A 24,408-nucleotide genomic window follows, 5' to 3' on the forward strand; every position below is an offset into this window, starting at 1 on the left:
TGCAAGCGTAAAATCGACCGAACCCATCGTGATAAAATATCGCGCCAATGCACGGGTTTAAGCGGCGGCGGACCCTCGCCCGAACCGGCACGATTGCGCGGGGTTGATCCGGTATACACGGGAATCGCCGCTTTTCTTCCAAGCGGTCGCGCCCTATGTTCGGGCACAAGCCAAGCCGCAGCAGGAGGATTCGTGGCGCATATTATCGTCGTCGGGAACGAAAAGGGCGGCTCGGGTAAATCGACCACCTCCATGCATGTCGCGACCGCTCTGTCGCGGATGGGATATCGGGTCGGGGCGCTGGATCTCGACGTGCGTCAGCGCAGCTTCGGCCGCTATCTGGAGAACCGTGCGGCCTTTGTCGCCCGCGAGGGCATCGACCTGCCATCGCCCAATTATGTGCGGCTCGAATTCGATCCCTCGACCGATATGGATCCGATTTCGCAGGCCGTGACCGAGCTGGATCCCGAAAGCGATTTCATCCTGCTCGATTGTCCCGGCTCTCATACGCGGCTGTCGCAGATCGCGCATACGCTGGCCGATACGCTGATCACGCCGATGAACGACAGCTTCATCGATTTCGACCTGCTTGCGCGGCTCTCGCCCGAAGGCAAGGTGCTCGGCCCCTCGATCTATGCCGAGATGGTGTGGTCGGCGCGCCAGATGCGCGGACAGGCGGGGGCGGGGCCGATCGACTGGCTGGTTCTGCGCAACCGTCTGGGCACGCAGCAGATGCACAACAAGCGCAAGGTCGGCGGGGCTCTGGACACTTTGTCGAAGCGCATCGGTTTTCGCGTTGCGCCGGGCTTTTCCGAGCGCGTGATCTTCCGCGAGCTTTTCCCGCGCGGCCTGACTTTGCTCGACCTCAAGGATATCGGCGTCGAGCAGCTTACCATGTCCAATATCGCAGCCCGTCAGGAATTGCGCGACCTGATCAGCGAATTGCAGCTGCCCGGGGTAACGGTTTCGTTTTGAAACCAGAGCCTTGGGTTTGAAACCTTCAACATGGCGAAGGCGTTTTACGTCACTCGCCCGAATGTTGGGGGTGACCGGATCGAGGATCTTGATGCAGAAAATCACCGCCGTCGCGGTCGTCAGGGCGAAACCGTCTTCGGGCGCTTGCGCCGCTTTTTCCGGTTTGCGCAGGGCGTCTTTACGCCTGACCCTGCTGTTGGGCGCGGCCGTTTCGGCCGTCGGCACGGTTCCTTTCGCGGTCCGCGCCGACGAGGTTCCCGAGGCCGCACCGCTTGCGGCAGAGCTTCCTTTGGTGACGCTCGGCACTGCCGAGACGGCACAGGTTCAGGCCCGTGTCGCGGTCTCGGGGTCTTTGGTCGCGCGGCATGACGTGATGATCTACCCCAGCGTTTCCGGCTACGCGGTCACCGAAATTCTGGCCGATGTCGGCGATCGGGTCGAGGCAGGGCAGGTGCTCGCGCGCTTGCAGGACCAGACCCTCGCGGCGCAGCTCGCGCAGGCCGAGGCCGATTACCAGCGCGCCGATGCGGGCGTGAAACAGGCGCAAAGCCAGATCCTGAGCACCGAGGCCGCGCTGACCGAAGCGGCAAGCGTGCTCGAGCGCGCGCGCAGGTTGCGCCAAAGCGGCAGCGGCTCTCAGGCGACGCTGGATCAGGCGGTGGCGTCGGAGGCGGCGGCCCGTGCGGCGGCGGCTTCCGCCGGCAGCGGGCTCAGCGTTGCGCGGGCGGCTTTGGCCTTGGCCGAAGCCTCGCGCGATATCGCACGGCTCAACCTCGATTATACCCGCATCACCACGCCGGTTGCGGGGGTAATCGTGGCGCGCAATGCAGAGTTGGGCGCCTTGTCGGGCGGCAGTACCGAGCCGATGTTCCGCCTGATCGGCGACGGCGCAATCGAGCTTGCGGGCGAGGTGATCGAGACTGCGGTGCCGCAATTGCAACCGGGCGCGCCGGCCGATCTCCGGATTTCGGGGCTGGGGCAGATCAAGGGCGAGGTGCGTCTCGCGCCCGCAGCGGTCGATCCCGCGACGCGGCTGGGCGAGGTCCGTATCGCGCTCGACCCCGATCCGCGTCTGCGCACAGGTCTTTTTGCCAGCGGCTGGATCGTGGTCGAAGACCGCGAGGCCCTGACCGTTCCTGCAAGCGCGGTTCTGGCGGACGAGCGCGGCAATTACGTTCAGGTCGTCACGGCAGGCGAGATCGAGACGCGGCCGGTCGAAGCCGGTCTGATTTGGGACGGGCGGCGCGAGATCGTCTCGGGGCTCGAAGCGGGCGAGCGGATTCTGGCGCGCGCGGGGGCCTTCTTCCGCACCGGCGACAAGATCCGCGAGGCCCCGAGCGCGCCCGAAAGCACGCCCGACACCGCGCCCGAAGTTGGCGGGGCGGAGCAAACCCCATGAACATGTCCACCTGGTCAATCCGGCATCCGGTCCCGCCGATCGCGATTTTCCTGGTCCTGATCCTGATCGGCTTTTACAGCTTCCGGCAGCTGGCCGTCACCGCCATGCCCAATATCGACCTGCCGCTGGTCTCGGTCACGGTCGCGCAGCCCGGCGCCGCGCCTTCGGAGCTGGTCCGTCAGGTCATCCAGCCGATCGAGGATTCCATCGCTAGCGTCACCGGCGTGCGCCATATCACCTCGACCGCAAGCGACAGCTCGGCCAGCATCATGGTCGAATTCGAGCTGGAGACGAATACAGACCGCGCGGTCAACGACATCAAGGATGCGGTCGCCAATGTCCGCGCCGATCTGCCCGAATCCGTGATCGAGCCCCTCGTCAAACGCATCGATATCGAGGGCATGCCGATCCTGACCTACGCGATCAGCGACCCGACCCAATCCATCGAGGAGCTGTCGGATTTCGTCGACGACATCATCAGCCGCCAGCTTTCTGCGGTCGCGGGGGTCGCGAGTACCTCGCGCATCGGCGGCTCGGACCGCCAGATCAATGTCGAGCTTGATGCCGACCGGTTGCAGGCGCTCGGGCTGACGGCGGCGGAGGTCTCGGACCAGCTGCGGATGAAGAATATCGATCTCGGCGGCGGTCGCGGCGATCTGGGGCAGGTCGAATATTCGATCCGTGCGCTCGGTTCGGCCGATACGGTGGCGCATCTGGCCGCGACGCCGATCACTTTGCCCTCGGGCAAGATCGTGCGCCTCGATGCTTTGGGCACGGTCGATGACGGCGGCAGCGAAGAGCGCAATTTCGCACTGCTGAACGGGACGCCGGTCGTGGCCTTCGGGGTCTATCGCGCCTCGGGACAGTCCGATCTGACGGCGGGTGATGGGGCGAAGGCGCGTATCGCCCAGCTCGCGGAGCGCTATCCCAACCTGCGCTTCACGCTGATCGATGATGCGACGACCTATACCGCCAACAGCTACCACTCCGCGATGGAGACGCTTTACGAGGGTGCGGCGCTGGCGGTGATCGTCGTCATGCTGTTTCTGCGCAACTGGCGCGCCACGCTGATTGCCGCGGTGGCTTTGCCTTTGTCGATCATTCCGACCTTCTTCGTGATGGACCTGCTGGGTTTTACGCTTAACGGGATCAGCCTTCTGGCAATCACGCTGGTCACCGGCATTCTGGTCGATGACGCCATCGTCGAGATCGAGAATATCGACCGCCACATCCATATGGGCGTGCCGCCCTACGAGGCCAGTGTCGAGGCCGCGAACGAAATTGGCCTCACCGTGATTGCGATCAGCTTTTCGATCGTCGCGGTTTTTGCGCCGGTCGGTTTCATGGCGGGGATTCCGGGGCAGTATTTCAAGCAGTTCGGCCTGACCGTCGCGGTTTCGGTCCTGTTCTCGCTGCTGGTCGCCCGCATCATCACCCCGATGATGGGGGCCTATCTCATGCGCGGCAAGGCCCATGTCGAAGAGCGTCCCGACGGCTTTTTCATGCGCAAGCTCATGGCGGTTCTGGGCTGGACGCTGCGCCACCGCGCGCTGACGCTGCTGCTCGGCCTTGGGGTCTTCATCGGCTCGATCTTCTCCGCGACCCTGCTTCCGACCGAGTTCATTCCGGCCTCCGATGTCGGACGCAGCCAGATCAAGGTCGAGCTGCCCCCCGGCGCCACGATCCGCGAATCCGAAGATGCCACGCGGATGATCAGCGAGCGCGTCCTGACCGTGCCCGAGGTGCGCTCGGTCTTCGTGATCGGTGGCGACGGCGACGTCAATGAATCGCGGCTCATGGTGAACTACGGCCCCAAAGTCGAGCGCGAGCGCTCGAGTTTCGTGATCGAGGACCAGCTCAAGCGCGACCTGTCGGATATCCCAGACATGCGCATCAATTTCCAGAACGAGCAGGGCCAGAACGACTTCAACATTTCGGTTCTGGGCGACACGCAGGAAGGTGCGGCAGAGGCTGCCGAGATGCTGGTCAATGCGATGCGCACCCTGCCGCAGCTCGAAGGCGTGACGTCTTCGGCGAGCATGTTGCGCCCGGAGCTCCAGATCCGCCCCAAGCCCGAGCTTGCGGCCGAGCTGGGCGTCAGCGCCGCGGCTTTGGCGACGACCTTGCGCATCGCGACGCTTGGCGACACGGAATCCAATCTTGCGAAGTTCAATGCCGCCGACAAGCAGATCCCGATTGTCGTGCGCCTCGACCGCCACGCCCGCGAGGATCTGGCCGAGATCGCCAATCTCAGGATCAAAGGCGCGGCGGGGCCGGTGCCGCTGATGGCGGTGGCCGAGATCGACTACGCGGCAGGTGCCTCCCAGATCGGGCGCTATGACCGCCAGTTCAACACGACGGTTTCGGCCAATCTGGTCGATGGCGCGCTGCTCGGGCCGGTCAATGCCGAGGTGCTCGCGCTCCAGCAGACCCTGACCCTGCCCGAGGGGACCGAGATCCGGCCGGCGGGCGACGCCGAAATCATGGCCGAGGTTTTTACCGCCTTCTCGGTCGCGATGGCCTCGGGGGCGCTGCTGGTCTATGTCGTGCTGGTCCTGCTTTTCCACAATTTCATCACTCCGATCAGCATCGTGCTCTCGCTGCCTCTGGCGATCGGCGGCGCGATTCTGGCGCTGTTCGTGACGGGCAATTCGATGTCGATGTCGGTGGTGATCGGTTTCCTGATGCTGATGGGGATCGTGACCAAGAACGCGATCATGCTGGTCGAATTCGCGCTGACCGCGATGGACGAAGGCGTGCCGAAACGCGAGGCGATCCTCGACGCGGTCCATAAACGCGCCCGCCCGATCGTCATGACCACGATCGCGATGACGGCGGGAATGGTGCCCTCGGCGATTGCCACGGGCGAGGGCGCCGAGTTCAGCAGCCCGATGGCGATTGCCGTGATCGGGGGGCTGTTGCTGTCCACGCTCTTGTCGATGCTGTTCGTGCCCTCGCTTTTCTCGCTGATCCACGGCGGTTCGCGGCGGTTGGGAGGCTGGATGTCGCGCCGGATCGGTCTGAACAAGCCGAGCGATGCCGCGCATTCCTGACGCCACCCGGTCCCGACAGGGCCTAAACCCGACAGGGCCTAAACCCGACAGGCCTATTCCGACGGGCCCTAATTCCGACGGGGCCTGTTCCCGAATGGCCAGTTTCCGAAAGGTCGCCATGCTGAAAGTGATTGCCGAAGACTTCATCCACCCCGAGGCGGTGGCGCTTGTTCTGCCGCTTTATCGCGAGCTGGTCGCGCTGACGCGGGCGGAGCCCTTGTGCATCGCCTATGATCTTTTGATCGACGACCGCGACCCCGGCCATTTCATCTTCCTCGAGGAATGGCCCGACCGCGCCGCTTTGGATGTCCATTGCGCGACCGAGCATTTCCGCCGTCTCGTGCCGCTGATCGACGCGCATCAGCGCGCGCCGGGCCGCTTCACTTTCATGAGCAATTCGGTCGATCCCGCCTGATCGGGGATAGCGCAGACAAAGAAAAAGGGGCCGCGAGGGCCCCTTTTTTGTTCGTTGTGACCGCGAAGATCAGGCGAGCATCGCCACCGGATTTTCGAGGTTCTTGACGATCGCGTCCAGAAGCTGCGCGCCAAGGGCTCCGTCGATCACGCGGTGGTCGACCGACAGCGTCATCGACATCACATTGCGCACCACGATCTCGCCGTTTTCGACGACAGGGGTCTGGATGCCCGCGCCGACCGCCAGAATGGCGCCATGCGGCGGGTTGATGACCGCGTCGAAGTTCTCGATCCCGAACATGCCGAGGTTCGAGATCGCGAAGCTGCCGCCCTGATATTCATGGGGTGCCAGCTTCTTGGTTTTGGCGCGGTTCGCCAGATCCTTCATCTCGGCGGACAGGGCCGAGAGGGTCTTTTGATGCGAGTCCTTGAGGACCGGCGTAAACAGACCGCCTTCGACCGCCACGGCAACCGCGACATCCGAGGGCTTGAGCTTGACGATGCGGTCGCCGGCCCAGATCGCATTCGCGTCCGGAACCTGCTGCAACGCCAGGGCGCAAGCCTTGATGATGAAGTCGTTGACCGACAGTTTCACGCCGCGATCTTCAAGCTGCTTGTTCAGCGTGCCGCGGAACTTCATCAGCTCGTCAAGCTTGGCAGAACGGCGCAGGTAGAAATGCGGGATCGTCTGTTTGGCTTCGGTCAGGCGGGCCGCGATGGTGCGGCGCATGCCGTCCAGCGGGACCTCTTCGTACTGACGGTCGCCGTAGGCCTTGAGGATGGTCTCGGCCGACGGACCGGCAGCGGGTGCTGCCGCAGCAACAGCGGCTGCCGGAGCCGGAGCCGCAGCGGCTGCCGCCGGTGCTGCCGCACCCGGTTTCGCCGTCTGCACATCCGCCAGAACGATCCGGCCATGCGGGCCGGAGCCTGCGACGGTCGAAAGATCGATCCCTTTTTCCTTGGCGATCCTGCGTGCGAGCGGCGAGGCGAAAACGCGCCCGCCTTTCGCTGCCGGAGCCGCCGCCGGAGCAGGGGCCGTCGCCGCTACTGCCGCAGCAGCCGGAGCCGCCGCTGCAGGTGCAGCCGGCGCCGCAGCCGGAGCTGCCGCCTTGCCGATATCGGCCGCGCTTTCGCCATCCTCGAGAAGGACCGCGATCGCCGCATTGACCTTAACGCCCGAGGTGCCCTCGGCGATCAGGATCTTGCCGATGACGCCTTCGTCCACGGCTTCGAATTCCATCGTCGCCTTGTCGGTCTCGATCTCGGCGAGAATGTCGCCGGATTTGACGGTATCGCCTTCCTTGACCAGCCATTTGGCCAGCGTGCCTTCCTCCATCGTCGGAGAAAGCGCGGGCATCAGGATTTCTGTAGGCATCTCGCTCTCCCCTTAACGGTAGGTGACTTTCTTGGCGGCATCCACGATCTCGGGGACCGTGATCAGCGCCAGCTTTTCAAGGTTCGCGGCATAAGGCATGGGCACGTCCTTGCCGGTGCAGTTGATCACCGGCGCATCGAGATAATCGAAGGCGTTTTCCATGATATAGGCCGAGAGGTGGTTGCCGATCGAGCCGACCGGGAAGCCTTCTTCGACCGTGATGCAGCGGTTGGTGCGCTTCACGGATTCGAGGATGGTCGCGTAATCGATCGGGCGCAGGGTGCGCAGGTCGATGACTTCGGCTTCGATCCCGTCTTCCGCCAGCTTGGCCGCCGCATCGAGCGCATGGCCGACGCTGATCCCGAAGGTCAGGATGGTCAGGTCGCGACCCGGGCGCACGATTTTCGCTTTCCCGAAGGGAATGGTGAAATCGGGCAGATCCGGAACCTCGAACGAGCGGCCGTAAAGGATCTCGTTTTCAAGGAAGATGACGGGGTTGTTGTCGCGGATCGCGGTCTTCATCAGACCTTTGGCATCGGCTGCCGAATAGGGCATCACGACTTTCAGGCCCGGAATGGCGGAATACCATGCCGCGTAATCCTGGCTGTGCTGTGCCGCAACGCGGGCGGCCGCGCCGTTCGGGCCGCGGAAGACGATCGGGCAACCCAGCTGGCCGCCGGACATGTAAAGCGTCTTGGCTGCCGAGTTGACGATGTGGTCCATCGCCTGCATCGCGAAGTTGAAGGTCATGAATTCGACGATCGGACGCAGACCGGCAAAAGCCGCGCCGGTTGCAATTCCGGCAAAACCCATTTCCGAGATCGGCGTGTCGACGATGCGGCGCGGGCCGTATTTGTCGAGCAGACCCTGGCTGATCTTGTAGGCGCCTTGATATTCGCCGACTTCTTCACCCATCAGGAAGACGCGGTCTTCGCGCTCCATTTCCTCGTCCATGGCCTCGCGAAGTGCTTCGCGGACGGTCATGGTCTTCATCGGCGTGCCTTCGGGCCAGTCCGGCGTCACATCGACTGCGGCGGTGACCTGACGGGCCGAGGCGACTGCGGTCGCGGGCGTGGTCTCGCTTTCGGTCGAGCCGAGAGCAGCCGCAACAGCCGCCGGAATGACCGGAGCGGTTGCCGCCACAGCGGACGGGGCCGCATCGGCGGATTCGCCTTCTTCGACCATGACCGCGATCGGCGTGTTCACTTTCACGCCCTGCGTGCCTTCGGCAACCAGAAGCTTGCCGACGATGCCTTCGTCGACGGCTTCGAATTCCATCGTGGCTTTGTCGGTTTCAATCTCGGCGATGATGTCGCCGGATTTGACGGTATCGCCCTCTTTGACCAGCCATTTGGAAAGCGTACCTTCCTCCATGGTGGGCGACAGGGCGGGCATCAGGATCTCAATAGCCATATTTTCCCTCCCTCAGGCGTGGCTTGGAATTTCGTCGGCGTAGATATCGGTCCAGAGATCCTCGAGCGGCGGCTCGGGGCTCGCTTTCGCGAATTCCGCGGATTCGTTGACGATATCCTTGATCTCTTTGTCGATCGCTTTGAGATCATCTTCGGTCGCATGTTTGCCGGTCAGCAGCAGGTCGCGAACGTTTTCGATCGGGTCGCGCTCGTCGCGGACCTTCTGGACCTCTTCGCGGGTGCGGTATTTCGCCGGATCCGACATCGAGTGGCCGCGGTAGCGGTAGGTCATGACTTCGAGAATGTAGGGGCCGTTGCCCGCACGGCAATGCGCGGTGGCTTTCTCGCTGGCGGCTTTCATCGCCAGAACGTCCATGCCGTCGACCTGTTCGCCGGCGATGCCGAAAGCGGTGCCGCGACCGAAGAGCGTCTGCGACTTGGTCGAGCGCTTCATCGAGGTGCCCATGGCGTATTGGTTGTTCTCGATCACGAAAATGACCGGAAGCGACCACAATTCGGCCATGTTGTAGGTCTCGTAGACCTGACCCTGGTTCGCCGCGCCGTCGCCGAAATAGGCGAAGGTTACGTTGTCGTTGCCCAGATACTTGTCGGCAAAGGCCAGACCCGCGCCAAGCGGAACCTGTGCGCCGACGATGCCGTGGCCGCCGTAGAAATGCTTCTCGCGGCTGAACATGTGCATCGAGCCGCCTTTGCCCTTCGAATAGCCGCCGACGCGGCCAGTCAATTCGGCCATGACGCCGTTGGCTTCCATGCCGCAGGCCAGCATATGGCCGTGGTCACGGTAGGAGGTGATGCGTTTGTCGCCCTCTTTGGTCACGGATTCGAGGCCGACGACCACCGCTTCCTGACCGATGTAGAGGTGGCAGAAACCGCCAATAAGTCCCATGCCGTAGAGCTGGCCGGCTTTTTCCTCGAAACGCCGGATCAGCAGCATGTCGCGGTAAAATTTCAGCAGCTCTTCGCTTGAAACGTTGGATTTGGCTCCTGCTGCCGTAACGATCTTGTCAGACGTATCGGCTGATTCAGGCGTCTTTGCCTCGTTTGGCTTCCTTGCCATGCGGTCTCCTCCGGTCGGCGTGGGAATAGTTCAGCGTTAAACTATCTCTAGCGCATCCGTTTGGAGGCTGCAATCGCCCTAGCGCATTTCAGCGGATGATGACCTCGTCCGCGCGGATGATGCCCAGAACCGCGCGTGCACGTTCGTCGAGAAGATCGATGTCGAGATAGTCGTCCGACAGGCGTTTCGTGAGGTTCGACATGGAATCGACCTCGCTTTTCAGGCGGTCGCGTTCCGCGACAAGATCTTGGGTTTCCGCCTCGAGCTGGACGCGGCGCAGGATGCCCGAGGGTCCCTGAACGGCGGCGAATGCGAAATAGAGCCCCGCAAGGATCATGAGCAGAAAGAAAACGATGGCACTGATCGACAGGCGTTGCGGCATGATTGTCCCCGAACTGCTTCTTGGTGTTTTGCAGACATATTAGCGCGAAATATCGGGCAAGGGAATCCACAAGCTGCGGCCGATTTCACCGCAAAGCGGTGCTGTCGGCGGCGATTCGCAAGGCGGTGGCGCGGGCAGGGCCTGCGCGGGTTCTCAGGCCAGCAGTTCCTGCAGGACCAACGCCATGACATGGGCCGAATCCACCATATCCGTGATGCCGATCCATTCGTCGGGCTGATGCGCCAGATGCAGCTCGCCCGGACCATAGGCGATGCAGTTGTCGAGCTTGCCGATGCGGTCGATATGCTTTTGGTCATAGGTTCCGGGCGAGACGACATAGCGTGGCGCCTGTCCCAAAACCGCCTCGATCGCCTGCGCGGTGGTGCGCACGACCGGCGCGTCGCGTGCGGTCATCGAGGGCAGGACCTCGAAGAGGTCGCGAATCTCGTAGGTGAATTCGGGCCGCATCGCGCGGACGCGTTCGAGCAGGGCGGTGATTTCGGCTTTGACCGCGGCGATATCCTCTTCGATCAGAAAGCGGCGGTCGATGGTGATGCGGCAGCGGTCGGGGACGCAGGGGGCGGGCAGGCCGGTGAACCCCTCGGGCGGTTCGGGTGCGCCGCCGTGGATCGCGTTGATATTGAGCGTCGAAGAGCGCGCGCCCTCGGGAATCACCGGCATATCGGTGTGTTTTCCCGCCAGAAGCGGCCAGAGAGAGCGCTCCATCTCGTCGAGAACCGCACCCATATGGCGCACCGCGCAATCGCCCAGAAAGGGCATCGAGCCATGGGCGATGCGGCCCTGGGTCTCGATCTCCGCCCACCAGACGCCGCGATGACCGAGGCAGATACTGTCCTTATAGAGCGGTTCGGGGATGATGACGTGATCGACATGGGCGAAATGGCCCTGTTCCGCCAAATAGGCGACCCCGCCATAACCGCCCGATTCCTCGTCCGCGGTGGCGCTGATTTCCACCGTACCGGCATGGTCGGGATAAAGCGCGACGAAGGCTTCGGCCGCGATGATGCTGGCGGCCAGTCCGCCTTTCATGTCGCAAGCGCCGCGACCATAGATCTTGTCGCCTTCGACCGCGCCGGCGAAAGGATCGCGGGTCCAGCCGTGGCCGACCTCGACCACATCGTGATGGCTGTTGAAATGTACGCAATCACCCGCGCGCCCGCCTTTGTGACGCGCGATCAGGTTCCAGCGCGGATAGGCCTCGCAATCGCCGGGACTGCCGGTGGCGCGGATCAGCGTACAGTCCCATCCGCCGGCCTCCAGCCGCGCGGCGAGAAAGTCGCAGATCCGTCGGTAGTCGCGACCCGGCGGGTTGAGGGTCGGAATGCGGATCAGCTCTTGCGTCAGCAAGACCAGCTCCTCCCGGCGCGCGAGGATGGCAGTGCGGAGGGGGCAGGGGCGCGCGATGGTCATGGGAGAAGGCTAGCGGGCAACATAACTGCGGGCAAGCACGCGCTCCTTGGCGGGTTCTGGCGCGGGAGGCGGATTTCGGAGCAGGGCCAAGGCCTTCCCCGAAGTTCTTGCTGACCGCTGCGGGGCAGCGTGCTATGGACGGCGCAGGGCCTGAACGTTGCTGCGGGCGGATTTCGGAACGGGGATGCGGTATTGATGGAGGAAGGCGGCCGGAAGATAGCCAGCGCGACCCCGAGCCGCCGTCCGATGTTGCCGCCGGTCTGCCGCAGGGGCCTTGAAAGCCCGTCAGGCCACCGCGCATATGCGCCAAGCCGCCTGAAAGGCCAGCAAGCATGATGGGCTTTTTGCGCCTTTTGCTGGCGGTTCTGGTGATCGGGCTGGTGTTTTACGCCTTGCTCTCGATCTATTTCCGCAGCCTGCGCCGCGAAGAGCTCGAAAAACACTGGGACAGCCGCCATCCTGATCATGCGGGCGACAGTCCCGAGCGGCGCGCCTTCATCCGGCGCGCGATGGAGGGTTTCAGCAAGACCTTGCGCGCGCGGCTGGTCGCGTTGGTTCTGGTCTTGCCGCTGGCCGCCGTCGCAATCATTGTTTTCTATGTGAACTACCACTGAGGAGAGATCCCTTGCGCCAATTCCAGATCGTCATGGGTGTCCTGTTCGGCATCGTGGTTTTTCTGTTTCTCGACTATACCCTCCCCTCCAAGCAGACGGTGCGGATCACCAATACCTACAACCGCCTGACCGATATCGGCGCCAACAAGGTCTTCTTTGCCTCGCCCGATACCGGCACGATCCAGAATGCCGCCGGCCAGCGCGACATCCGCTTCATCGATACCGTAAGGCCCAATGGTAAAGTTTACGTTTACCGCAACGAGGATACCGGCTGGATCTGGCCGCCCTATTTCAAATACGACAGCTCGAACCTGCATTCCGAGGCGACCGACCTGCGCTCGAGCAAGGAAAACCCGCAATGGGTTAGCGTGACCTCTTACGGTTGGCGGATATCCTGGCTCTCGATCTATCCCAATGCGGTGGCGGTCAAAGCCGTGGCGGGGCCCGAGGTGAAGCCGTTCAACTGGGGGGCGCAGATCGCGCTTCTGGTGATCGGGCTCTTGCTCTTCCTGATCTGGCGGATGTGGAACCAGTTCCGCGAGCGCACCATCGATCCGGCGATCCGCTCGGTCGACGAGGCATGGGACCGCGTTGATGCGCGGGCCGATGCGGCGCGCGACCGGATCAGCGCCGATGCCAAGGCGACCAAAGGACGGGTTTCGCGCTGGTGGTCGGGCCTTTGGTCGAAGAAATCCTGAGCTGAACCGAAATCGAGATTTTGTAGCCAAGACTTTGACAGGTTGAGGAAAAGGCTAAGATGAGCACCAATCCAGGGACCGCCTTCCGCCCCGAATGGTTCGAGAGCGTCGCCGTCAACACCCCTGCAGCAGAGCGGCGCGCCGCGAGCCTGCCTGCGCGCCGCAGCCTCAAGAAGGAGTGGCAGATCGCCTGGCTTCTGAACGCCGTGCGCTGCATCGATCTGACCACGCTCTCGGGCGACGACACCGAGGACCGCGTTGCCCGCCTTTGCGCCAAGGCGCGCCAGCCGATCGCGCCGGAACTGCTCGAGGCGGTCGGCGTCGAGGGCCTGACGACCGGCGCGGTCTGTGTCTATCCGACCATGGTTGCTGCCGCCAAACGCGCGCTCGCGGGGACCGCCGTTCCGGTCGCCTCGGTCGCGACGGGCTTTCCTGCGGGGTTGATGCCGCTGGAGCTGCGTCTGGCCGAAATCCGCTACGCGGTGGATCAGGGCGCGGACGAAATCGACATCGTCATCTCGCGCGCTCTGGCTTTGCGGGGCGAATGGGCGGCGCTTTACGACGAGATCCGCGCCATGCGCGAGGCATGCGGGCCGGCGCGGATGAAGGCGATTCTGGCCACGGGAGAGCTGAAAACCCTGACCACCGTCGCCCGCGCCAGCCATGTCGCGATGCAGGCCGGGGCCGATTACATCAAGACCTCGACGGGCAAGGAGCCGGTCAATGCGACGCTTCCGGTCAGCCTGACCATGCTGCGCTGTATCCGCGATTACCGTGAGCTAAGCGGCCATATTGTCGGTTTCAAACCGGCGGGCGGGCTCAAAACCGCGAAAGACGCGCTGAACTGGCAGATCCTGATGCGCGAGGAACTGGGCCCCGACTGGCTGCGCCCCGACCTTTTCCGCATCGGTGCCTCTTCGCTTCTGGGCGATATCGAGCGCCAGATCAGCCATAACATCACGGGCCGCTATGCTGCCGCCCATCGACTAGCTGCGGGTTGAGGTCACAATGCCAAGCGTGAGCGACATCATGGAAACCATGGAATACGGCCCCTCGGTCGAGGATGCGAAATCGGTGCGCAACTGGCTGGCCGAGCGCGGTGCCTTCGGCCATTTCATCAACGGCAGCTTCTCGAAGCCGGTCGCGACTTTCGCGAGCCACGATCCCGCTAGCGGCGATCTTCTGGCCGCAATCAGCCAGGGCAGCGAGGACGACATCACCCGCGCCGTCAAAGCCGCCCGAAAGGCGCAGCCCGCCTGGGCCGCGATGGCGGGCCATGATCGCGCGCGCTTCCTTTACGCGATCGCACGCACCATCCAGAAACGCGAGCGCTTCCTGTCGGTGCTCGAGACTTTGGACAACGGCAAGCCGATCCGCGAATCGCGCGACATCGATATTCCGCTGGTCGCGCGCCATTTCTACCATCACGCGGGCTGGGCCGAATTGGCCGAGACCGAATTTCCCGACCATCGCGCGCTCGGCGTTTGCGGCCAGATCATCCCGTGGAATTTCCCGCTTCTGATGCTGGCGTGGAAAGTCGCGCCGGCTCTGGCGGCTGGCAATACCGTCGTGCTGAAACCGGCCGAATATACCTCGTTGACGGCTTTGGCCTTTGCCGAGATCTGCCAGCATGTCGGCCTGCCTGCGGGCGTCGTCAATATCGTGACCGGTGACGGCACTACGGGGGCGGCTTTGGTGCGCGCCAAGGTCGACAAGATCGCTTTTACCGGCTCGACCGAGGTTGGCCGTTCGATTGCGCTTGCTCTGGCGGGTTCGGGCGTCAAGCTGACGCTGGAACTGGGGGGCAAATCGCCCTTCGTGGTGATGGATGACGCCGATCTCGATGCGGCGGTCGAAGGCGTCGTTGATTCGATCTGGTTCAATCAGGGGCAGGTCTGCTGTGCGGGCTCGCGCATTTTCGTCGCCGAAAGCGTGGCTGCGCGGTTCGAGGACAAACTTCAGGCGCGGATGAAGACCCTGCGGATGGGCGCGCCCTTGGACAAATCGACCGATATCGGCGCGATCGTCCACCCGCTCCAGAAAGAGCGGATCGAGGGCATCTTGCGCGAGAGCATCGCCGCCGGAGCAGAGCTTGTTGGCGGTGTCTCGGGCGAGGGCTGTTTCATCGCGCCGGGCTATCTGCGCAAGATCGCCCCCGCCAATCCCGGCATGTCGCAGGAAATCTTCGGCCCGATCGCCACGCTTTCGACCTTCCGTACCCCCGACGAGGCGGCTGATCTGGCCAACAACACCCGTTACGGTCTGGCGGCAAGCATCTGGTCGGAAAGCGCGACGGTCGCGACCGATATGGCGGCGCGGATCAAGGCCGGCGTGGTTTGGGTCAATTGTGCCAACCAATTCGATGCGGCGGCACCCTTCGGCGGAATCCGCGACAGCGGTTACGGGCGCGAGGGCGGCCGCATCGGTATGCTCGATTATCTGGCCCTGCCCAAGGCCAAAGCGTCACACGAACCCGCTGCTGGGCGGATCGCAGCGGTCCCCGATGGGGCGACCGGCAAGGGCGAGGGGATCGACCGCACCGCGAAGCTCTATATTGGCGGCGCGCAGAAACGTCCCGATGGCGGTGCGAGCTATGCGGCGCAGGGCGCGCTGATCCCGCTTGGCGGGCGCAAGGATATCCGCAATGCGGTCGAGGCTGCCCATGCGGGCCGCGCAAAATGGGCCGCTTTGGGGCCGCATGGCCGCGCACAGGTTCTTTACTTCATCGCCGAGAACCTCGCCCTGCGGCGTAGCGAATTCGCCGAACTCGCCGGCGAGGCCGAGGTGGATGCAGCCATCCGGCGCTGCTTTTTCTATGCGGGATTTTCCGATAAATACCAAGGGGATACGATCGCGGCCAAGCCCGGATATCTGATCCATGTCCAGCCTGAACCGCAGGGTGTCATCGGCATCGCCGCTCCGAACGGCAGCGGACTTGCGGGGCTGATGTCGCTTGCCCTGCCCGCGATCGCCATGGGCAATACGGTGGTTGCGATCCCTTCGCAGGATCACCCGCTGGCTGCGCTGACGCTTTATCAGGTCTTCGACACCTCGGATCTGCCGGCGGGTGTGGTCAATCTCGTGACCGGCCCGCGCGAGGATCTGTCGGTCGAGCTCGCCCGTCACGACGATGTGCAGGCGATCTGGCATCACGGTCACGGCGCGGGGCTGAAGGCGGTCGAAGAGGCGGCTTCGGTCACACTCAAGCCGGTCTGGTCGCCCCTCGCGAGCGATTGGAAAGCGCCCGCGGCACAGGGCAGGGCCTATCTGGATCAGGCGGTGCGCGCCAAGACCGTCTGGCTGCCCTATGGTGCGCTTCCGGCGGGAACCGGCAGCAGCAGTTACTGATTGCGGCCTTCCTTGAGCCAGCGCAGGCCTGCTTCGGTTGTGGTCTGGGGCAGATATTCCGCCCCGACCCAACCGCTGTAGCCGCTCTCCTGAACCGCGCGGAAAAAGGCGATGTAATCGGTTTCGCCCGGACCTTGGCCCTGACGAGGCTCGTGCCGGTCGGGGCAGCCCGCGATCTGGATGTGACGCGAAATCTCCGCATATTTGCGCCATGCCGAAAGCAGGTCGCCGTGGATCATCTGCGCCTGATAGGCGTCGAAAAGCAGGCCGAGATTGGGGGCCTGAATCTCGGTGATGATCTCGGCGGCAAGATCGAAATCCGAAAGGTAATAGCCCGGCATATCGGTCTGGTTCATCGGCTCGATCAGGAGGCTGGCATGGGGCGCGCGGGCGCTGGCCCAACGCAGGTTCTCGATGAAGGTGCGGCGCGCGGCCTCGCCCTCGGCCTTGCCGGCCATGATCAGGATATGACGCGACCGCAGGCCCTGCGCGAATTTGAGCGCGCGGTCGAAGTCGGTGCGGAAGCGGTCCTGCCGGTTCGGTTCGGCCGCGAAACCGCGCGAGCCGCCCGACCAGTTCGGCGGCGGGCAGTTCATCAGCAGGAATTCGAGGCTCGAGGCCTGAGCCGCCACGGTCAGTTCCTTGATCGCGAGATCATAGGGAAAGAGGATCTCGACCCCGTCAAAACCGGCGTTCTTGGCCGCGGCGAAACGCTGCGGCATCGGAAGCTCGGTGAAAAGATAGGTCAGATTGGCGGCGAAACGGGCCATGTCAGCTTTCCAGATCAGGGTTCGAGCGCAATCACCTGGCCGTTCGAGCGCAGGGCGAGGCGGCCCGTTTCCGGATCGGTCTCGGCGATTTCGGCAAGTCGGTAAAAAGTTTTGCGGTCGATCAGGGCCTCAAGCCCCGCGCGTACATGCAGATAGGGGCGCGGCTCTTGCGCCGTGCCCGCCATGCGGATGCCGTTTTCGGGACCGGCCGCGATTCGGTCGCCGACATTGGTGGTGAAAACGACGGCCTCCCCCTCGAGATCGGCGTCGATGGCGATGAAGGGCGCGTCGACCACGCGGATCCCGACCTTTTCCACCGGAGTGACCAGAAAATAGGCATCCCCCTCGCGTTTGAGGATGGTCGAGAACAGCTGCACCATTTGGGGGCGAGCGATCGGGGTTCCGTTGTAAAACCACGTCCCGTCCTTGCGGATTTCCATGTCGAGATCGCCGCAAAAAGGCGGATTCCACAGATGGACCGGCGCGGGACCGCGCGCATTGGCCGATTTGGCGGCCGCCATCAGTCCCTCGGCCCCCGTGGGTGCGGCGGGCGCGGCTTGGGCGGTGGCGGAATTCACGCTTTTGTCAGTCATTTGGTCCATTCCCTGTGGAGCCTGATAATGGCTGTCTCTATGCTGTCCTAGAACAGTTGAAGGGCATTGTCATGACGGTGGATCAGAATCTGGTTTCCGAAGTCGAAACACTGACCGAGCGGCTCTCGCGCGCCAAGGCCAGTGTCGAGCATCGTTTCGTGGGCCAGAAGGCCGTAGTCGAGCAGGTCCTTGCCGCGATCCTGTCCGGAGGCCATGCGCTTTTGGTCGGCCAACCCGGTCTGGGCAAGACCATGCTGGTCGATACTTTGGGCACTGTTCTGGGACTCGATACCGCCCGCATCCAGTTTACCCCCGACCTCATGCCTGCAGATATCCTTGGTTCGGAAGTGCTGGATGTCCGCCCCGACGGCAGCCGCGCCTTCCGCTTTATCGAGGGGCCGGTTTTCACCAAATTGCTGATGGCCGACGAAATCAACCGCGCCAGCCCGCGCACGCAATCGGCGCTTTTGCAGGCGATGCAGGAGGGCGAGGTCACGATCAGCGGCGAGCATCGCCCGCTCGGCCGTCCCTTTCATGTCCTCGCGACCCAGAACCCGATCGAGCAAGAGGGCACCTATCCCTTGCCCGAGGCGCAGCTCGACCGGTTCCTTCTTCAGGTCGATGTCGATTACCCCGACCGCGAGACCGAACGCGCGATCCTTCTGGCGACGACCGGCGTCGATCAGGGCGCGGCCCATGCGGTCTTTGATGCCGAGGGGCTGATGGCGGCACAGGCGCTGATCCGGCGCATGCCGGTGGGCGAAACCGTGCTGAACGCGATCCTCGATCTGGTGCGCGCCGCCCGTCCGAATGCCCCCGAGGCGCCCGCCTGGACCTCCGAGGCTTTGGTCTGGGGGCCGGGGCCGCGTGCGGCGCAGGCCTTGATGCTGGTGACGCGCGCGCGTGCGGCGCTGCAGGGCCGTTTCGCGCCGACGCTCGACGATGTGGCCGCTATGGCCGCGCCGGTTCTGCGTCACCGCATCGCCTTGTCCTTTGCCGCGCGCGCACGCGGCGACAGTGTCGATCAGGTCATCACCCGCCTGCTTGACGAACGGAGCCGGGCCGCCGCGTGAGCCAGTCCACCGATCACCTTCGCGGCGAGGCGGAGCGCGCCTCGCAGGGGCTTGATGCGCTGGTCCTTGCGGCCGAGCGGCTGAGCGCGGCTTTGTCCTTTGGCAATCACGGGCTGCGGCGCGCCGGTAGCGGCGAGGAATTCTGGCAGTACCGGCCCGCCTCGGACAGCGATGCCATGCGCACGATCGACTGGCGGCGCTCGGCGCGCACCGATACGCAATATGTCCGCGACCGCGAGGCGCAGGTGGCGCAATCGGCGGTGCTTTGGCTCTCGCGCGGGCGGGGGATGGATTATAGCGGCGGGCCCGACCGTCCCGCCAAAGGCGAGCGCGGCGCGGTTTTGACGCTGGCGCTGGCCATGGCGCTTTTGCGCGGCGGAGAGCGCGTGGCGCTTTTGGGCGAGCCGCCGAAATCGGGCCGCGTCCAGTCGGGGGCGATCGCGAACGGCCTGACCGCAGCAGGGCCCGAGGCTGTCGGCGATGACGATTACCCCGCGCTTGCCGCCTTGCGGCCGGGCCAGCAGGTCGTTCTGCTCTCGGATTTTCTGGGCGACGAGCAACCCGTTCTCGATTTCCTCGACCGTGCCGCTGCAATGGGATTGCGCGGCGTCATGTTGCAAATTCTTGATCCCGACGAGGAAAGCTTTCCCTTCTCGGGCGCGGTGCTCTTTCGCTCGGCGAGCGGCAAGCACCGCCACGACACCCGCGACGCGGGCGGCCTGCGCGAGGCCTATCTGGCGCGCCTCGCCGACCGCCGTGCCACGCTGACGCGGGCCGCGCAACAAAGCGGCTGGCATTTCGGCACGCATGACACCGCAAGCCCGCCCACAACCGCGCTGATGTGGCTCGCCGCCGCTTTGGAGGGCTGATGTTCCTTCTTGGTCCCCTCGGTTTCGCGACGCCCTGGCTTTTGCTGGCGCTGGCGGCCCTGCCGGTTTTGTGGCTGATCCTGCGCGCGCTGCCGCCTGCGCCGAAAACGGTCGAATTTCCGGCAACGCGGCTGCTGGCGGGGCTCGCCGATCCCAATCCGGTAGCGGTGCGCACACCGTGGTGGATCCTGCTTTTGCGCATTCTGGCCATGGCCGCGTTGATCCTCGCTTTCGCGGGGCCGGTCTGGCGTCCCGCACCCGATACGCCGCGCGACGGCGCGCTTTTGATCGTGGTCGATGCCGGTTGGGCCGCCGCGCCGCACTGGTCGGAAACCCAGACCCGAGCCGCCCGCGAATTCGAACGCGCGGCCTCGGCAGGCCAGCCCGCCGCACTTTTGATCGCCGACGGCCGGACCGAGGGCGTTTTGCCTTTCGCCGCCGGAGCCGAACTCGCGGGCCGCATTCGCGGGGCCGAACCCGTATCCTGGGAAAGCCGCTATCCCGACGATCCCGAGGCCACGCTTGCGGCCGTGCCCCAAGGCGCGCTCCAGACCCTGTGGCTCAGCGACGGCCTCGATCACGAGGGGCGCGCGGCTTGGCTTTCGGCGCTTTCGGCCCGCGGACCCGTCAGGGTGGTGATCCCCGAACGCGCGGTGCAAACTCTCGGCCTCGAGGCGGGCGAGACGCCGGTGCTCGTCCATCGCAGCACCGCCGAAAGTCCTGATCCGGTCATCCGCGCCATCGGCCCCGATCCGCAGGGCGTTCTGCGTGAATTGGCCCGGCTCACGCCCGAAGCTCCGCAAAGCGAGGGCGCGATCACGCGGCGCAACGTGCCGATCGAGCTGCCCTCGGAATTGCGCAACCGGATCCAGCGTTTCGAGATCGAGGGGCTGGCCTCGGCTGGGGCGGTCGTTCTGGCCGATGACCGCGTGCGTCGCCACAAGGTCGCGCTGGTCGGCAATGACCGCGCCAACGAAGGGCAGGAGTTGCTCTCGCCGCTCCACTACCTGCGCGAGGCGATTGCGCCCACGACCGACCTCATCGAAGGCTCGCTCGAAGATGTGCTCCAAGCCGCCCCCGATGTGGTCATTCTGGTCGATCAGAGCAATCTCGCGGGCATGGATGCGCTCGAGGCCTGGGTGCAGGAGGGCGGGCTGCTGATCCGCTTTGCCGGCCCGCGCATGGCGGCCTCGGACCGGCTTAGCGACGAAGCGCTTTTGCCCGTCCGACTGCGTCAGGGCGGCCGCGATATCGGCGGCGCGCTCAGCTGGGGCCAACCGCGCCGGATCGCGCCTTTCGACGTGAACGGGCCTTTCTCGGGGCTGGTGATCGCCGACGACATCACGGTGCGCGCCCAGCTTCTGCCCGAGCCCGCGCCGGATCTGCAAAACCTGACCATCGCGCAATTGGCCGACCAAACGCCGCTGGTGACCCGCGAATGGCTGGGTGAGGGGCAGGTGGTCCTTTTCCACACGACGGCCAATGCGGAATGGAGCAACCTGCCGCTCTCGGGCCTCTTCGTGCAGATGCTCGACCGTCTCGTGCAATCGGCCCGCGTCACCGAGGCGCAGGTCCAGCAGGAGACCGCAGAGCAACCCTTCTGGACCGCCGAAAGCCTGCTCGACGGCTTTGGTCGGGCGATCCCCGCAGGCGATCTCGCTCCGGTCGCGGCGCAGGATTTCGCGCAAGGCCCGTCGCCTCTTGCCCCCGCCGGCACCTATTTCGCGGCCGAGCGGCGCAGCGCGCTCAATGCGGGCGGCGACCTTGCCCCCGCCAGCTGGAGCGGCGCGCGCATCGAAAGCGCCGCCCGCCGACCGGGGCTCGCGCTCGACGGCTGGCTGCTGGCTCTGGCGGCGCTTCTTCTGGCGCTTGACGCACTGGCCTCGGCGCTGCTCGTCAGCGGCAGAAAGGCGAAAGCATGACCTATCATCTTTCATGGCGAAATATCCCCGCCGGAGGCATGCTGCGCCTGATCGCTCTCGTGGCGCTTGCGACCTTGTCACAGCCGTTGACGGGCCGTGCCCAAGAGGGGGCGGATCCCGATCCCAAGCTGATCCGCGCCGCAGACGAGGCCGCGCTCGGCTATGTCGTGACCGGGGATGCGGGTGTCGACGCCAGTTCGCAGGCGGGGCTCGCGGCGCTTTCGGATGCTTTGGCGCAGCGCTCGACGGTTCACCCCGGCGCGCCGGTGGCGATCGACCTCGATCAGGACGACCTGACGCTTCTGACCTTTCTTTATTGGCCTGTGACCGATGTGCAGGTTCCGCCGACGCCCGCGGCCTATATCCGGCTCAACCACTTCCTGCGCTCGGGCGGGATGATCCTTTTCGACACCCGCGACGGCGATATTGCGGGGCTCGGCGGGCCGGACGGCGCTGCGGCGCTGCAGGCCCTGGCCGCGCCTTTGGACATCCCGCCCCTCGCGCCGGTTCCGGCCGATCACGTGCTGACCCGCAGCTTCTATCTGCTGAGCGACTTCCCCGGCCGCTATCAGGGCAACGAGATCTGGGCCGAGGCCCCGCAAAACGAATCCGCCGCCGCCGAGGGCGTGCCCTTCCGCAACCTCAACGACGGGGTTTCGCCGGTGATCATCGGGCCGAATTCCTGGGCCGAGGCCTGGGCGCTCGACCAGCGCGGCCTGCCGATGTTCACCGTCGGCTCGGGTTTCGAGGGCGAAGACCAGCGCGAAATGGCCATCCGTTTCGGCATCAACCTCGTCATGTATGTGCTGACCGGCAACTACAAATCCGATCAGGTCCATGTTCCGGCGCTGCTTGACCGGCTTCGCAGCGAAGAGGGTGCGCCATGACCCGTCTCGGTTTCGACCCGCTTCTGCCCTGGCCGCTGATCGGCGCGCTTGCCGTCGTCGCGCTTCTGGCCGCGCTTTGGTCGCTGTGGCGCGGCCTGCGCGGCTGGAGCTGGCGCGGCCTTGCCGCGACGGCGGCTCTTGCGGCGCTGAGCGGTCCGGTGATCGAGGCGGGGGTGCGGGCGGGCCTGTCCGATATCGTGATTCTGCTCGACGACCGTTCGGCGAGCCAGAGCCTCTCGGACCGCAGCGCCCAAACCGATGCCGCCGTCACCGAGCTGACCCGCAGCATCGAGGCCCTGCCCAATACCGAATTGCGGCGCGTGAGCCTCGGCAACGACGCCAACGGCACGCTTTTGGGCGGGGCGATGACCCGCGCCATGGCGGCCGAGCCCGATGCGCGGATCGCGGGCGTCATCGCCCTGACCGACGGGCGGCTCCATGATCCGGCGATGATCCCCGCGACGGCCCCCGCGCCGGTCCATATCCTTTTGACCGGCGCGCCCGACGATTGGGACCGCCGGCTCGTGATCGAGGAAGCCCCCGCTTTCGGCCTGATCGGCCAGCCCCTGACCATCCGCCTCAGCATCGAGGATCAGGGCGCGGTCCCGCCATCGGTCGCCGGCCTGCCCGCGACCGTGCGCCTCAGCGTCGACGGAGGCGAGGAGCAGGTCGCACAGATCCCGCCGGGCCTTCCGTTCGAGCTTTCGGTCATCCCCGAACATGCCGGCCAGAACGTGATTTCGATCGGCTTCGACGCGCCCGAGGGCCAGCCGCCCGAACTCACCACCCGCAACAATTCTGCCGCGATCCAGATCGAGGGCGTGCGAGACCGCCTGCGCGTGCTTCTGGTTTCGGGCGAGCCTCACGCGGGTGAAAGAACGTGGCGCAACCTTTTGAAATCGGACGCGAATGTCGACCTGATTCATTTCACCATCCTGCGCTCGCCCGATGACAGCGATCCGGTTCCGGTCGATGAAATGTCGCTGATCGCCTTTCCGACCCGCGAATTGTTCATGGAGCGGATCCGCGATTTCGACCTGATCATTTTCGACCGCTACAGCGTGCGCGGCATCCTCCCGCCGGAATATTTCGCCAATATCGTCTCTTACGTCGAAGAGGGCGGCGCGGTTCTGGTCGCGGCAGGCCCCGAAATGGCCGGCATCGAAAGCCTGAACCTCTCGCCTTTGGGCGCGATCCTGCCGGGGCGTCCGACCGGACGGCTCTTCGAGCAGCCCTTCCTGCCGCAGCTCACCGAAGAGGGCCGCCGCCATCCGGTGACAGCCGCTCTGCCCGGAGCGCCCGCCGAAGACGGCAGCGGCGATCATTGGGGCCGCTGGCTGCGCATGGCGCAGATGGAGCCGGTCGCGGGCGCGCAGGTCGTGATGTCGGGGGCCGAGGACCAGCCGCTTCTGGTGCTCAACCGTGTCGGACGCGGGCGGGTCGCGCTTTTGTCCACCGATCAGGTCTGGCTCTGGGGACGCGGTTTCGAGGGCGGCGGGCCGCAGCTCGAATTGCTGCGCCGCATCGCCCATTGGTCGATGAAAGAGCCCGAGCTGGAAGAAGAGGTCCTGCTGGCCGACATCGGCCGCGATTTCGGCGTCACCGTCACGCGGCGCAGCATGCTGCCGCAAACGGGCGCGGTTACGATCACCGGCCCCGAGGGCTACCGCCACGAATTGGCCCTCGCGCCCGACGGGCCCGGCCGGTTCAGTGCCGAATGGCAGGCCCCGGGCGAGGGGCTCTATACCCTGCGCGAGGGCGAGATTTCGCGCGTGATCGCCCTTGGTCCGGCCGTGCCCAAGGAATACGAGCAAACCGTGGCGAGCGGCGATCTTCTGGGCGGCATTACCGAGGCCACCAACGGCGCGATACTGCATCTCTCGGACGGCGTGCCCGCCGTGCGCGCGGTCCGGCCTGGCAGGCCCGCGTCGGGGCAGGGCGTGACCGGCGACTGGATCGCCATCACCCCTCGCGATGCCGCCACCGTTACCGGCGAGACCCATCGCCCGCTTTTTCCGGGTTGGGCCTGGCTTGCGCTGATCGCAGCGCTGGCGCTGATTGGTTGGCTGCGCGAGGGGCGGGCGGCATGAAAAGCGGCCGCGGTGCGAAAACCGG

At 65.0% G+C, this 24,408-nt stretch carries 20 protein-coding genes; 13 read left to right on the plus strand and 7 right to left on the minus strand.

The annotated features are described in order from the left end of the window. Positions 1-192 precede the first annotated feature (192 nt). The 4 genes from ACFFUC_RS08775 to ACFFUC_RS08790 all read left to right on the plus strand — a co-directional run bounded on the left by ACFFUC_RS08775 (position 193) and on the right by ACFFUC_RS08790 (position 5,842). Positions 193-975: a division plane positioning ATPase MipZ gene (locus ACFFUC_RS08775; RefSeq protein ID WP_377685436.1), complete on the plus strand. Its 783-nt coding sequence runs from the start codon at positions 193-195 to the stop codon at positions 973-975. Positions 976-1,066: 91 nt separating this feature from the next. Continuing rightward, positions 1,067-2,374, plus strand: coding sequence for an efflux RND transporter periplasmic adaptor subunit (locus tag ACFFUC_RS08780; RefSeq protein WP_377685438.1), 1,308 nt, complete (start codon positions 1,067-1,069; stop codon positions 2,372-2,374). A 2-nt stretch (positions 2,375-2,376) separates the two neighbouring features. Beyond that, entirely contained in the window at positions 2,377-5,427 is a 3,051-nt protein-coding gene (locus ACFFUC_RS08785; protein WP_377685440.1) for an efflux RND transporter permease subunit, read from the plus strand. Between the two features lie 94 nt (positions 5,428-5,521). After that, positions 5,522-5,842 carry a putative quinol monooxygenase gene (locus ACFFUC_RS08790; protein WP_377685442.1) on the plus strand — a complete coding sequence of 107 codons (321 nt, stop codon included), beginning with the start codon at positions 5,522-5,524 and terminating at the stop codon, positions 5,840-5,842. A gap of 69 nt (positions 5,843-5,911) precedes the next feature. On the opposite strand, the gene ACFFUC_RS08795 is transcribed toward ACFFUC_RS08790, so the two are convergent. The 5 genes from ACFFUC_RS08795 to ACFFUC_RS08815 form a co-directional block, all read right to left on the minus strand. Next, positions 5,912-7,216 (minus strand): pyruvate dehydrogenase complex dihydrolipoamide acetyltransferase, encoded by a 1,305-nt coding sequence (locus ACFFUC_RS08795; RefSeq protein ID WP_377685444.1) that lies wholly within the window; start codon positions 7,214-7,216, stop codon positions 5,912-5,914. Positions 7,217-7,228: 12 nt separating this feature from the next. Then, positions 7,229-8,629 (minus strand): pyruvate dehydrogenase complex E1 component subunit beta, encoded by a 1,401-nt coding sequence (locus tag ACFFUC_RS08800; RefSeq protein ID WP_377685446.1) that lies wholly within the window; start codon positions 8,627-8,629, stop codon positions 7,229-7,231. 12 nt (positions 8,630-8,641) lie between these two features. Next, positions 8,642-9,706 carry a pyruvate dehydrogenase (acetyl-transferring) E1 component subunit alpha gene (pdhA, locus tag ACFFUC_RS08805; RefSeq protein ID WP_377685448.1) on the minus strand — a complete coding sequence of 355 codons (1,065 nt, stop codon included), beginning with the start codon at positions 9,704-9,706 and terminating at the stop codon, positions 8,642-8,644. Positions 9,707-9,794: 88 nt separating this feature from the next. Next, positions 9,795-10,088 carry an FtsB family cell division protein gene (locus tag ACFFUC_RS08810; protein ID WP_377685450.1) on the minus strand — a complete coding sequence of 98 codons (294 nt, stop codon included), beginning with the start codon at positions 10,086-10,088 and terminating at the stop codon, positions 9,795-9,797. A gap of 153 nt (positions 10,089-10,241) precedes the next feature. After that, complete coding sequence (locus ACFFUC_RS08815; RefSeq protein WP_377685452.1) at positions 10,242-11,519, minus strand: acetylornithine deacetylase/succinyl-diaminopimelate desuccinylase family protein; 1,278 nt, start codon at positions 11,517-11,519, stop codon at positions 10,242-10,244. A gap of 332 nt (positions 11,520-11,851) precedes the next feature. On the opposite strand from ACFFUC_RS08815, the gene ACFFUC_RS08820 reads away from it, so the two are divergent. The 4 genes from ACFFUC_RS08820 to ACFFUC_RS08835 are packed head-to-tail and all read left to right on the plus strand — an operon-like array spanning position 11,852 to position 16,179. Further along, a complete protein-coding gene (locus ACFFUC_RS08820; protein ID WP_377685454.1) occupies positions 11,852-12,133 on the plus strand; it encodes a hypothetical protein in 282 nt (93 codons plus the stop codon). An 11-nt stretch (positions 12,134-12,144) separates the two neighbouring features. Continuing rightward, positions 12,145-12,831: a DUF1523 family protein gene (locus ACFFUC_RS08825; protein WP_377685456.1), complete on the plus strand. Its 687-nt coding sequence runs from the start codon at positions 12,145-12,147 to the stop codon at positions 12,829-12,831. A 59-nt stretch (positions 12,832-12,890) separates the two neighbouring features. After that, complete coding sequence (gene deoC, locus ACFFUC_RS08830) at positions 12,891-13,832, plus strand: deoxyribose-phosphate aldolase (RefSeq protein WP_377685458.1); 942 nt, start codon at positions 12,891-12,893, stop codon at positions 13,830-13,832. A gap of 7 nt (positions 13,833-13,839) precedes the next feature. Next, positions 13,840-16,179 (plus strand): aldehyde dehydrogenase family protein, encoded by a 2,340-nt coding sequence (locus ACFFUC_RS08835; protein ID WP_377685460.1) that lies wholly within the window; start codon positions 13,840-13,842, stop codon positions 16,177-16,179. On the opposite strand, the gene ACFFUC_RS08840 is transcribed toward ACFFUC_RS08835, so the two are convergent. Further along, positions 16,173-16,949, minus strand: a complete 777-nt coding sequence (locus ACFFUC_RS08840) for a hydroxypyruvate isomerase family protein (RefSeq protein ID WP_377685462.1) — start codon at positions 16,947-16,949, stop codon at positions 16,173-16,175. The two genes, ACFFUC_RS08835 and ACFFUC_RS08840, sit on opposite strands and share 7 nt — an antisense overlap. A 14-nt stretch (positions 16,950-16,963) precedes the next feature. Continuing rightward, the gene (locus tag ACFFUC_RS08845) at positions 16,964-17,542 is read right to left on the minus strand and encodes a DUF1285 domain-containing protein (RefSeq protein WP_377685464.1); all 579 of its coding nucleotides are present in this window, start codon (positions 17,540-17,542) and stop codon (positions 16,964-16,966) included. Positions 17,543-17,613: 71 nt separating this feature from the next. Here ACFFUC_RS08845 and ACFFUC_RS08850 point away from each other — a divergent pair, with 71 nt between their 5' ends. From ACFFUC_RS08850 to ACFFUC_RS08870, 5 genes are read left to right on the plus strand one after another with little or no spacing between them, the layout of a single operon-like run. After that, positions 17,614-18,615, plus strand: coding sequence for an AAA family ATPase (locus ACFFUC_RS08850; RefSeq protein WP_377685466.1), 1,002 nt, complete (start codon positions 17,614-17,616; stop codon positions 18,613-18,615). Continuing rightward, on the plus strand, positions 18,612-19,484 hold the full coding sequence (locus ACFFUC_RS08855) for a DUF58 domain-containing protein (protein ID WP_377685468.1): 873 nt from the start codon (positions 18,612-18,614) through the stop codon (positions 19,482-19,484). Before ACFFUC_RS08850 ends, ACFFUC_RS08855 begins: the two co-directional genes overlap by 4 nt. Next, positions 19,484-21,406: a BatA domain-containing protein gene (locus tag ACFFUC_RS08860; RefSeq protein ID WP_377685470.1), complete on the plus strand. Its 1,923-nt coding sequence runs from the start codon at positions 19,484-19,486 to the stop codon at positions 21,404-21,406. Before ACFFUC_RS08855 ends, ACFFUC_RS08860 begins: the two co-directional genes overlap by 1 nt. Continuing rightward, positions 21,403-22,293, plus strand: a complete 891-nt coding sequence (locus ACFFUC_RS08865; RefSeq protein ID WP_377685472.1) for a DUF4159 domain-containing protein — start codon at positions 21,403-21,405, stop codon at positions 22,291-22,293. Before ACFFUC_RS08860 ends, ACFFUC_RS08865 begins: the two co-directional genes overlap by 4 nt. After that, positions 22,290-24,383 (plus strand): hypothetical protein, encoded by a 2,094-nt coding sequence (locus ACFFUC_RS08870; RefSeq protein ID WP_377685474.1) that lies wholly within the window; start codon positions 22,290-22,292, stop codon positions 24,381-24,383. Before ACFFUC_RS08865 ends, ACFFUC_RS08870 begins: the two co-directional genes overlap by 4 nt. The last annotated feature ends 25 nt before the right edge of the window (positions 24,384-24,408 follow it).

The sequence above is a fragment of the Paracoccus cavernae genome (assembly GCF_042430175.1).
Classification (GTDB): domain Bacteria; phylum Pseudomonadota; class Alphaproteobacteria; order Rhodobacterales; family Rhodobacteraceae; genus Paracoccus; species Paracoccus cavernae.